The sequence below is a fragment of the uncultured Catenibacterium sp. genome (genome assembly GCF_900540665.1).
GTDB lineage: Bacteria > Bacillota_I > Bacilli_A > Erysipelotrichales > Coprobacillaceae > Catenibacterium.
This window is the reverse complement of record NZ_UQGV01000074.1, coordinates 1-11,563: the sequence shown is the minus strand read 5'-3', so window position 1 is coordinate 11,563 and position 11,563 is coordinate 1. Positions and strand designations below refer to the sequence as shown.

Sequence of the window (11,563 nt, the reverse complement as noted above, 5' to 3'; positions counted from 1 at the left end):
CAGTCTTCTGCCTTACCAACTTGGCTATGGAACCGTCGCAATCGAGATTGCTTGTATACTATACTATGTATTTAAAGATAATGCAAGGGGTTTTTAGAACTTTTTTCTAAGTGTTTACATTTATCTTGATAAACACAAGGTTTTTTTGAGCAAAAAAATTATGATTTTTTCTTAGAACTCCTAAGAGAATGCTTACAAAGAAAGAAAAATGGTGATTCTAATTTTTAGAATCACCATAATCGTTGTTATTTTGCTTTTACTTTTGTCCAGTAACTACTAAACATTTCTTTAGTCTTAGTATCCTGGTAGTTAAAACATTCATCCTTTGGTCCAACACGCATGCTATAAGCGTTGTTATTCTTAAATTCTTTCTTTCTAGCTTTTGCAGCTGCTACAGTATTAGTAGTTAAATAACCTACTTCCTGTGTATTTAAGAATGCGTTCTTATCAGAAATCATATAGTTAATGAATTTATTAGCCATATCTGTATTCTTACAATCCTTAGAGATAACAAATCCATCAAACCAATAGTTAGTACCTTCTTCTGGCATATAGAAGCCCATATCAGGATTTTCTTTCATTACATCTGCAGCATCACCTGAATACATAACACAAAGTGCTTTTTCACCATTCTTCATGTTATCGATAGAATCATCTGTTGCATATGTAGGATCCATAGTATTTCTCTGTTCTACCAACCAATTGAAAGCAGCCTGGATTTCATTTTCATTAGTTGTATTCATAGAGTATCCTAAAGCCTTTAAAGCAACCATCATAGAGTCTCTTTCAGAGTCATACATATAAAGGTTACCCTTGTACTTAGTATTACGTAAAATTTCCCATCCTGCTTTTAAATCTTCTTTTTTAACCTGTGTTTTGTTATAAACGATACCTACGTTACCACAGAAATAAGGTACCCAGTATTCGTTGTTAGGATCGAACTGCTGGTTTAATACTTTAGTATCTAATGATTTCTTATTTGTAATCTTAGACCAGTCAATCTTCTGTAAAAGATTTTCCTTGATCATACGTTCAATCATATAATCTGATGGTACTAATACATCATACTGGTTACCACCTAATAATTTAGTATACATTGATTCGTTTGAATCAAATGTTTCATAAATAACCTTACAATCATATTCATCCTGGAATGCCTTAATAACATCCATATCAGCGTATACACCCCAGTTGAATACTTTTAATGTGTGTTTATAGTTTTTTGACCCACACCCAGTCATTAGGCCGCAAATAACTGCAACGCATAGTATTCCTTTAAATAGCTTTTTCATTTTTTAACCCTCTCTCTTCTTTAAATAAATATATGGTACAAAAGTGCTTAATAATACCCCTAATAAAATAACGACTAGAATTACTGTAGATAACGCATAGATACTTGGATCAACACGTTTAGACATGTTATATACGACGATAGAAATATTTTCTACACCATTACCAGATACAAAGTATGAAATGATGAAATCATCAAAACTCATAGTAAATGATAAAAGTGCTCCTGCAAAGATACCAGGCTTGATTTGAGGAATAATCACCTTTGTCAATGTCTGAAAAGGTGTTGCCCCTAAATCCATTGCCGCATCTGCTAGATTATCATCTAACTGCTTTACTTTAGGATAAACATTCGTAATAACATATGGTGTACAGAATGCAATATGCGCAAGTAGCATTGTCATATAACCCTTTTCAAAGTTCACAAAGCTAAATAATAACATCAAAGAAATAGCTGTAACGATTTCAGGGTTCATGATTGGCAGATTGTTCACCTGCTGTACAAGTGTTCTTACAGTCTTTTTAGATTTAGATAATGCAATAGCAGTGATAGTTCCTAAAACGACTGAACAGATAGTCGCAATGACTGCTATACTTACTGATACAAAGATGGCATTTAATAACTGTGTGTTATTAAATAACTGTACATACCAGCGTCCTGAAAAACCACCAAAATGTGACAAAGACTTGGCACTATTAAATGAGAAAACTGCCATAATAAATATCGGGAAATAGAGGAAGACCATACAAAGTGAAATAATGATCACTTTACTGAGCTTTTTTTCTTTTCGCATTAGTAAGTCCTCCCTGTTCAATTTCATTATTTGTCTTCTTCTCAGCACGATAGATGAGTGCCATAGAAATAATAACAATTACACCTAAGATGAGTGATACAGCACTACCGAAATGCCAGTTACCAACAGTGATGAACTGGTTTTCAATGAAGTTACCAATCAATGAATACTGTCCTCCCCCTAACATCTTCGGAATAACGAATTCACTGATAGCTGGTAAGAATACCATTGTAATACCAGTTAAAACGCCTCCAAGTGATAGTTTAAAAGTAATTTTAAAGAAGGCAGTAATTTTATTTGCACCTAGGTCATAAGCTGCTTCTACAAGTGAAGGATCCATGTTAGTTAAAGATGTATGGATTGGCAGAATCATAAATGGGAGGAAGTTATAAATCATTCCAATTGCGACTGCCCCATCAGTATATAACATTCTAAATGAGCCTAAGCCTAGCATTCCTAGGATGTTATTTAAAATACCGTTTCTAGATAAAATAGAAACCCATGCATAAGTACGCATTAAAAGGTTGATCCATGTTGGAATAGTAATAAGCATAATAAGAATAGTCTGAGTATGCTGTTTACACTTAGAAATCATAAAAGCCACTGGATAACCAATTAACAAACAGATTAATGTAGTAAGTAATCCCAGCCCAAATGATTTAATTAATACCTGGACAAAGATTGGATCAAAGAACTTCGCAAAGTTAGCGAATGTAAATTCAAATGTCTTGATTGCAGATGCCTTTTGCGTAAAAGCATAGAATACAATCAACACCATCGGCAATACAGTTAACAGGAATAGAAATAGGACATAAGGTGTAATGAGCTTTTTATACTGTTTCATTAATAAGTACCCATTGGTTCCATGACATGAATATCTTCAGGCCAGAAATCTAAATCTACTTTCTTTCCTACTTCTGTTAAATCTGTTGTATGAATCTTATAGTCCTGATTTTCTGTACGTACCATGATTTCATAGTGTACCCCTTTAAAGATAACAGATACGACTTCACCTGCAATTTTACCTCTACCTGGTTCTACAATATCTAAGTCTTCAGGACGTAATACAATATCTACTTCCTGACCTTCTTCAAATCCCTTATCTACACATTCAAACTGCTGGCCATGCCATTCAACAAGATAATCCTTGATGAAATGACCTTCTACAATATTAGATTCACCAATGAAGTTTGCAACAAATCTATTTTCTGGTTCATTATAGATATCTGTAGGTGATCCAATCTGTTGAATCATGCCTTCATTCATAACAACAATCTTATCAGACATAGTAAGTGCTTCTTCCTGATCATGAGTAACATAAACGAAAGTAATACCTACCTGCTGCTGAATCTTCTTTAATTCAATCTGCATTGTTTTTCTTAGTTTTAAGTCAAGTGCACCTAATGGTTCATCAAGAAGAAGTACTTTTGGTTCATTAACAAGAGCTCTTGCAATCGCAACACGCTGCTGCTGACCACCAGATAACTGAGAAATATTTCTTTCTTCAAAGCCCTTTAAACCTACAAGTTCCAGCATTCTTCTTACTTTATGATCAATGATTTCATCAGGCATCTTCTTAATATGTAAACCAAAAGCTACATTATCATAAACATCCATATGTGGGAATAAAGCATACTTCTGGAAGACAGTATTTAATTCTCTCTTATAAGGTGGTACACCTTCCATGTTCATACCATCGAATAATACAGTACCTGATTCAGGTTCTTCAAATCCTGCCATGATTCTTAGTGTAGTTGTTTTTCCGCATCCACTTGGACCTAGAAGTGTTACGAATTCATTTTCATAGATGTCTAGGTGAATTCCTTTTAGGATGACCTGGCCATCAAACGATTTAGTCAGATTATCTAATTCAATAATTTTCTTCATAAAACTCTCCTCATTAAAATAATGGTGGTGTAGAAATCCAGATCACTCTCGCCTTTCTTTCCCACTGATTTTCTAAATAATGTGCACGTGTGCCCTTCAAATAAAATGTTTCACCCTTTTTAACAATTTCTTCTCGCATCCCATAATGAAGAACTACTTTACCTTCTAATACATAACCAAACTCTTCTCCACCGTGAGGTTCCATCTTCATTGAACGTTTACCCTTTTCTAGTTCAATAAGAATAGGTTCCATCTCATTTTTCTGAGCATTTGGTACAATATAGTGAATGATGTAATCATCCTGTTCATTCACAAAAAAATCCTTCTCGCCAAAGACAAGCTGTTCATCCTCCTGCTGATCAAAGAAATCATGAAGATTAGTGCCTAATGCTTCAAGAATATCATCAAGTGTTGCGACAGATGGTGATGTTAGATTTCTTTCAACCTGGGAGAGGAAACCTTTTGATAATTCACTACGGTTTGCTAATTCTTCAAGCGTTAAGTCATTCGCAAGGCGCAGCTGCTTAATTTTCCTTCCGAGATCCATCTAATCCTCCCTGTTTTATATAATTAACTTTTTGTTCACTTAATCAAACAACAATATTATACACTTATAAAGATATCTTTCAACCTCTTTTTTAAACTTTTTGTTTTATATATTAAACTTCTGAAGTAAAAAAAAGAACATTCTTACAAATGTTCTCTTCTTTTTGTAGATTTTCTAAATGCAGCCTTTAAAGTCTCATCATCATTATCACGAATCGCATTTTTAAGAAGGTTTAGCTGTTCTTCAAAACGTTCAATAGAAGCAAGAAGATACTGCTTATTATTCATAAATAATTCATCCCATAGGTCTTCATTAATATTCGCAATACGTGTTAGATCTCTAAATGAGTCGCCAATATACTTTCCTGTCTCATATTTCTGATCATCGCTATTCATAAGTGATACAGCCAGACAATGAGGTAATTGAGAAGTAAATGAGATAATTTCATCATGTGCTTCAGGAGACATGATCTTAACTGAACGGAAACCTAACTGTTTAGAGAATTCCTGAACAAAATCTATAGTAGATTTCTTATTTTCATCATGATAAACGATAATGAAGTTTGCATTTTCAAATACCTGTTTAGAAGCATATTGATAGCCCTTCTTTTCTCTACCTGCCATTGGATGAATAGAAATATATTCTACATCTTCTGGAATGATAGAAAGTGCTTCTCTTAAGAAATAAGATTTAATTCCTACAGCATCTGTGACAATACTTCCTGGTTTGAATTGATTGTTTTTTATAAAATCTAAAACAAGACTTGGGTAAAGGCAGATGATTGTTAGATCTGTTTCAGGGATAATATCTTTCCCATCTAGATAACCTTCAATAATACAGCCCTCTTCTTTAGCCATATCTAAAGTCTGCTGGTTTGTATCGATACCATAAACTTCATAGCCCTGTCCTTTAAGTGCCTTAACAAAGCTTCCACCAATAACGCCTAATCCTACTACTGTTATTTTCATCCACGTTTTTCCTCAAGCATCTTTAATTTATAATTAATGAGTTTTTCAGAAAGGTCTACATAATAAGCATGTGGGTACTCTAAACGGAATATTTCATCCCATAATAATGCACCCTGTTTTTTAACATTTTCTCTGATTTCTTCAAGTGTTTTTTCTTCATACACACATTCACCATCCACAAAGATAGGTTTCTGTAATTCAAAGAATGTATATGTACCACCTATTAATGTCTTATTCTTCCATTTATCATACTGAGAGTAAATAGTGAGATTCTTTTCTGGATCAATTGTTTCATCCGCAAACATTACAATATCAGCAATGGCTTTATTTGTTTCATTTTCTATTAAACGATAAACCTTCTTATAGCCTGGGTTTGTGATTTTTTCTTTATTTTCAGAAATCTTGATTTTTGGAATAATGTGGCCATCTTTTTCCATAGCCGCCATCTTATAAACACCACCAAATACTGGAAAAGACTTAGATGTAATCATATTTTCCCCTACACCAAATGAATCAATACGTGCACCCTGTTCAAGTACAGAACGGATTAAATATTCATCCAAAGAGTTAGAAATAGAAATCTTTGTATCAGTCAATCCAGCAACATCAAGCATCATTCGTGCTTTCTTAGTTAAATAAGCAATATCTCCTGAATCAATACGAATACCTGCTAATGTCTTATCCATTGGCTGTAATACTTCTTCTGCAACTCTAATCGCATTTGGAATACCGCTCTTTAATGTATCGTATGTATCTACTAAAAGAATACATGAATCTGGATAAATTTCAGCATACGCTTTAAATGCTTCATATTCAGTGTCAAAAGACTGAACAAAAGAATGTGCCATTGTACCAAGTACTGGAATACCAAAAGCCTGACCAGCTGATACCGTTGCAGTTCCTGCTGCTCCACCAATATAAGCTGCTCTTGCGCCATATGTTGCACCATCATAACCCTGCGCTCTTCTTGCACCAAATTCCATAACAGGACGGCCTTTTGCTTCCTGTACAACTCTATGTGTTTTAGTCGCAATCAATGACTGATGGTTAATTGTCACTAAAAGAAATGTTTCTAATAACTGTGCTTCAATTAATTTTCCTTTAACAGTTACTAATGGTTCATAAGGGAATACAGGTGTTCCTTCAGGGACAGCCCAGATTGTACCATCAAATTTGAAATCTGCTAAATAAGATAAGAATTCTTCATCAAACATATTCAGTGTACGTAAATAATCAATATCACCCTTTGAGAAATGCATATTCTTGACTGCTTCAATCAACTGCTGTAATCCAGCCATGATGACATAACCACCCTGATCAGGATTCTTTCGATAGAACATATCGAAGTAAGCTACTTCATCCTTTTTTCCCTGTTTAAAATAATCATATGACATTGTTAATTCATAAAAGTCCATGACAAGAGTTATATTTCTTGCATCACTTACTGTTGTATTACCCATATTATAATCTCCTTACTTGTTTGTTTTTTATCATACTATCATTATACAAAAAGTAAAGTGATTTGTCTTTTTTTACAAAACTTACACATAAGAAAAAGAAGACTATGAAGCCTTCTTTGCCATTTTCATTAATGCATCTTTTGCCGCATGCTGTTCTGCACGCTTTTTACTTGTTCCCTTGCCAGTACCTAAAATCATATCATCTAGAATAACTTCGATGACAAATTCAGGAGCATTGGCTGGTCCAGTTGAACTCTTAACATGATAACTGACTGTTTTACGGTCATCCGACTGCACTAGTTCCTGTAATTTAGTCTTATAGTCAGTGATATCATCAAATTCATTCACTTCATTAACATGTTTGAAGATTGTCTTTTCAAGAATACGAAGCACCTGTTCTTTACCACAATCTAAATAAAGTGCACCAATAAATGATTCATAAATATTTGCAAGAACACTTTCACGATGACGTCCGCCGCTCTTTTCTTCACCTACACCTAAATAAAGAAGTTCACCTAAATGAAGTTCTTCAGAAAAACGTGCCAATGATTCTTCTCTTACAAGTTTAGAACGAAGCTGTGTTAACTGTCCTTCTTTATATTCTGGATGTAATGCGAAAATGAATTCTGATACAAATAGCTGTAAAACAGCATCTCCCATAAATTCTAGTCTTTCATAATCAGGAATATGAGCGTTTGATTCATTTGCATAAGATGAATGAGTAAATGCTTCCTTATAAAGACTAATACGCTTAAAAGGAATGTTTTCTTTCTGTAAGAAATCTAATATTTTCATTATTTAAGTCCTTCTTTCATACGACCTACAACATCTAAGTCTACCATTCTATATACAAGTTCCATTGCATTAAAAACCGCTTTGGCATCTGAACTGCCATGTGCTTTCACAATCGCTTTTTCAAAGCCCATAAATAAAGCACCACCAACTGATTTATAATCAAAGCGATCCTTTAAGGCATATAATTGCGTTTTCGCAAATAAGGCACCAATCTTACCTCTTAATGTCGCAAATAAAGATTCTTTAAGCGCCTTCATAAGAAGAATAGCTGCGCCTTCTGATGCTTTTAATGCGATATTACCACTAAATCCATCTGTCACAATAACATCAATATCACCTGATAATAAATCTCTACCTTCTACATTACCTGTAAAATTGATCTTATCGCAGTCTTTTAATAGTTTATAGGCTTCCTGATGCATTTCATCACCCTTATGGTCTTCTGCACCAATATTAAGTAAAGCAACCTTTGGATTTTCCTTATTTAATACAAGTTTGCTATATAATGAACCCATTACTGCAAATTCTTGTAGCTGTTCTGCTGTATTTGTCGCATTGGCACCAACGTCCATCAAGCAAGTACTATTGCCACTATATGTAGGAACAATCGCCATTAAGCATGATTTTTCTACTCCTTCAATACGCTTTACAAACAACATTGAAGCAGTATAAAAAGCACCTGTAGATCCACATGATACAACACCATCTACTTCATCCTTGCGGGCCATCATTAAAGCCTTCACCATTGAAGATTCTTTTTTTCTTCTTACACCTAATACACTATCCGTCATTAATACAACATCACGTGCATCTACAATATGAATAGAATTAGTAGATTCTAAAGCTGTTAATTCTTCTTTTTTACCTGTCACATATAATTCAACATCTGGATGCTTTTCTGCAAACTTCCTGCAGGCTTCCACAACAGGTGCACTACCTAAATCTCCGCTCATCGCATCGATTGCTAATTTCATAAAAATCACCTCGTTAGTTACATAATATCATAACTAATCAATATATTCATTCCCTTTTTTTATCTTTTTCTTGATCATCTCAATATAGTTTTCATACTCTCCATACTTATAATAATCATGAATCATCTTAATTGCATATCTTCTTGTCTCTTCTAGAATATTCATATCTTTAAATATATCACCCATCATAAAGGCTGGAAGACCACTCTGTTTATCACCTAATAATTCTCCTGGGCCTCTTGTTTTTAAATCATACTGTGAAATTTCAAATCCGTCATCATGTTCTTCTAGATAATGCAGTCTCTCTTTTGCTGCTTCGTCCTGTGCCTCAGATAATAGAAAACAATAGCCTTGCTGATCTCCTCTTCCGATACGGCCACGTAGCTGGTGGATAGAAGATAAACCAAATCTTTCTGCATTATAAATAACCATCATATTGGCATTAGGTACATCGACCCCTACTTCTACAACTGTAGTAGAGACTAGAATCTGTATTTTATTATCTTTAAAATCCTGCATCACTGCATTTTTTTCTTCATCCTTCAAAGAGCCATGAAGAAGTCCTACTTGATAATGTCCTTTAAAATAAGAAGACATCGCTTCATAAATAGTCAAAGCACTTTTTAATAGAAGATCTTCATTGTATTCAATCAAAGGACAGATGACATAACATTGTCCACCTTGTGATAAATAACTCTTTAATTGTTTTAAGAAAGGTTTCATGGAACTACCTTCAAAATATTGTGTTAAGATAGGCTTTCTACCCTCAGGTCTTGTTTTTATACTTGAAACATCCATATCTCCATATAAGCTCATCGCAAGGGTTCTCGGTATAGGTGTAGCACTCATGACAAGGAAGTCAACACCTTCACCTTTTTGTTTTAAGGCTTTTCTTTGTTTCACCCCAAAACGATGCTGTTCATCTGTTACGACAAATCCTAGATTCTTATAATGAACACTCTCTTGAAACAAAGCATGTGTACCAATCGCCAAATCAATAACACCATTCTCTAGCCCTTCATAGATTTCTTTCTTTTCTTTTAAAGTAAGCGATCCTGTCAGTAACGCAATATTCATATCATATGCTTCAAATGTCTTTTTAAGCTTACTATAGTGTTGCGTTGCGAGTACTTCAGTAGGTGCCATTAAAGCCCCCTGATAACCACTTAAATAGTTCGCATATAACCCTATAGCTGCCACAATTGTTTTACCGCTTCCTACATCTCCCTGTAAGAAACGATACATGATTGTTGGATTATGAAGATCTAACAATATTTCTTTTGCACTCTGTTTTTGATCTTTAGTTAATTTAAAGGGAAGTGTATGAATAAAAGCATTGACTTCATCTAAAGAAAAGTCCTTTGCATATCCTACTTCCTGCTCTCTTTGCATTCTACGATAAGAAAGGGCCAGTTCAAAATTCAGGAATTCCTCATATTTAAGTGTTTTAATTCCCTTTTGAAGCTGTTCATGATTCATTGGAAAATGAACTGCATAGAGTGCTTCTTTCTTGCTCATGAGATTGACTGTTTCTCTTATTTCTATAGGAAGCCCATCTTCTATAGGAATATTCATTCCTAGTACTTTTTTAACATATTGAGAAAAGGCATGACTTGTGAGACCATCCTTTAATGAATAGACAGGTGTAATACCTGATAATTGATCTAGATTCTTTAATAATATATTAGAGGCAGTGAAACGATTCCCTTCTACCTTACCTTGTAAAGTAACAATACGATTAAGTGTTAAATGAGGACGAAGGAAATGTCTATTAAAGATTGTGACTGTATAGTCATTGCCTTTAATAGACGCATTGAATGTCATACGTGAAAAACGTCCTTTATAAAATACTTTAGGACTACTTATGATAACTCCCTCTACACAGCATTTATCTTCTACTGGAGGCCATATTTCACTCACTTCATCATATTTATAAGGATAATGATAAATAAGATCTTCTAACGTATCAATAGAGGAAGCATGTAATAAATCTATTCTATTTTGACTTGTTGTTACTTTCTTTAATTCGTCCATAATATCACCACCTTTGATTAACATATACATTTCATTAAGTATATCATATAATAGTAAAAAGGAGAAAAATATGAAAAATATTGTATTTGATTTAGGGCGTGTTCTCTTAAACTATCAGCCTTTAATTTGGCTGAAAAAGAAGAACTATAGGCATTATAATGAATTATTTGAAATCATCTTCCAGAATCCTCTATGGATCAAACTAGACGAAGGAACCATCACAAGAGAAGAGTTTACAAAAAAATTAATCAACGAATATCCTGAACTTGCATTGGATATAGAAGAAATCATGGAAAAATGGATTGAATTACTTCTTCCTATTGAAAATAATATCAAGTTACTCTCTCTATTAAAGGAGAAAGGTTATTCTCTCTATATTATTTTTAATTTCCACCTAGATGCATATAATCGTTTCTTAAAGAAACAGGATTGGTTTACTCTATTTGATGGAGCTATTATTAGTGCCAAAGAAAAGTTAATCAAGCCTGATTTAAGAATCTATGAATTATTATTAGAACGTTATCAGTTAAAAGCAGATGAATGTCTATTTATTGATGATTCTCTCAATAATATTAATGCATGTAAGAACGTCGGCATGGATGGTATTCATTTGCCTGACAATTCAAAACTAGAAGAAGAATTAAAAAAACATCATATTATATGAAAAGAAACGAGCGTGTGCTCGTTTCTTTTCATTACATATCACAAAGACCTTTGTCTTCTCCGTATACTGAATACCAATCATTATTGAAATCAGTTACAGCTTTAGAAATACTTGGATTTTCAAAGATTGCCTTTAATACGCTGACTGGTG

At 33.8% G+C, this 11,563-nt stretch carries 11 protein-coding genes; 1 reads left to right on the top strand and 10 read right to left on the bottom strand.

Going from position 1 to position 11,563, the window contains the following annotated elements; genetic code table 11:
- Positions 1 to 245 precede the first annotated feature (245 nt).
- The 10 genes from QZQ55_RS09215 to recG form a co-directional block, all read right to left on the bottom strand.
- On the bottom strand, positions 246 to 1,292 hold the full coding sequence (locus tag QZQ55_RS09215; RefSeq protein WP_295092669.1) for an ABC transporter substrate-binding protein: 1,047 nt from the start codon (positions 1,290 to 1,292) through the stop codon (positions 246 to 248).
- A 3-nt stretch (positions 1,293 to 1,295) separates the two neighbouring features.
- Positions 1,296 to 2,084, bottom strand: coding sequence for an ABC transporter permease (locus tag QZQ55_RS09210; RefSeq protein ID WP_295092666.1), 789 nt, complete (start codon positions 2,082 to 2,084; stop codon positions 1,296 to 1,298).
- A complete protein-coding gene (locus QZQ55_RS09205; RefSeq protein WP_022425433.1) occupies positions 2,059 to 2,928 on the bottom strand; it encodes an ABC transporter permease in 870 nt (289 codons plus the stop codon). Before QZQ55_RS09205 ends, QZQ55_RS09210 begins: the two co-directional genes overlap by 26 nt.
- Positions 2,928 to 3,971, bottom strand: coding sequence for a spermidine/putrescine ABC transporter ATP-binding protein (gene potA, locus QZQ55_RS09200; RefSeq protein ID WP_295092662.1), 1,044 nt, complete (start codon positions 3,969 to 3,971; stop codon positions 2,928 to 2,930). Before potA ends, QZQ55_RS09205 begins: the two co-directional genes overlap by 1 nt.
- A 13-nt stretch (positions 3,972 to 3,984) precedes the next feature.
- Positions 3,985 to 4,518, bottom strand: coding sequence for a helix-turn-helix domain-containing protein (locus QZQ55_RS09195; protein ID WP_279079558.1), 534 nt, complete (start codon positions 4,516 to 4,518; stop codon positions 3,985 to 3,987).
- A gap of 143 nt (positions 4,519 to 4,661) precedes the next feature.
- Positions 4,662 to 5,486 carry a prephenate dehydrogenase gene (locus QZQ55_RS09190; RefSeq protein ID WP_295092659.1) on the bottom strand — a complete coding sequence of 275 codons (825 nt, stop codon included), beginning with the start codon at positions 5,484 to 5,486 and terminating at the stop codon, positions 4,662 to 4,664.
- Positions 5,483 to 6,946 carry a nicotinate phosphoribosyltransferase gene (locus tag QZQ55_RS09185; protein WP_295092656.1) on the bottom strand — a complete coding sequence of 488 codons (1,464 nt, stop codon included), beginning with the start codon at positions 6,944 to 6,946 and terminating at the stop codon, positions 5,483 to 5,485. The genes QZQ55_RS09190 and QZQ55_RS09185 overlap by 4 nt, the downstream gene beginning before the upstream one ends.
- A 102-nt stretch (positions 6,947 to 7,048) precedes the next feature.
- A complete protein-coding gene (rnc, locus tag QZQ55_RS09180) occupies positions 7,049 to 7,741 on the bottom strand; it encodes a ribonuclease III (RefSeq protein ID WP_295092653.1) in 693 nt (230 codons plus the stop codon).
- Positions 7,741 to 8,715, bottom strand: a complete 975-nt coding sequence (gene plsX, locus QZQ55_RS09175; protein ID WP_295092650.1) for a phosphate acyltransferase PlsX — start codon at positions 8,713 to 8,715, stop codon at positions 7,741 to 7,743. The genes rnc and plsX overlap by 1 nt, the downstream gene beginning before the upstream one ends.
- A gap of 33 nt (positions 8,716 to 8,748) precedes the next feature.
- Positions 8,749 to 10,749 carry an ATP-dependent DNA helicase RecG gene (gene recG, locus QZQ55_RS09170; protein ID WP_295092647.1) on the bottom strand — a complete coding sequence of 667 codons (2,001 nt, stop codon included), beginning with the start codon at positions 10,747 to 10,749 and terminating at the stop codon, positions 8,749 to 8,751.
- A gap of 70 nt (positions 10,750 to 10,819) precedes the next feature.
- Between recG and QZQ55_RS09165 the strand changes: the two genes are divergently transcribed.
- Complete coding sequence (locus tag QZQ55_RS09165) at positions 10,820 to 11,413, top strand: HAD family phosphatase (RefSeq protein ID WP_295092644.1); 594 nt, start codon at positions 10,820 to 10,822, stop codon at positions 11,411 to 11,413.
- Positions 11,414 to 11,563: the final 150 nt, after the last annotated feature.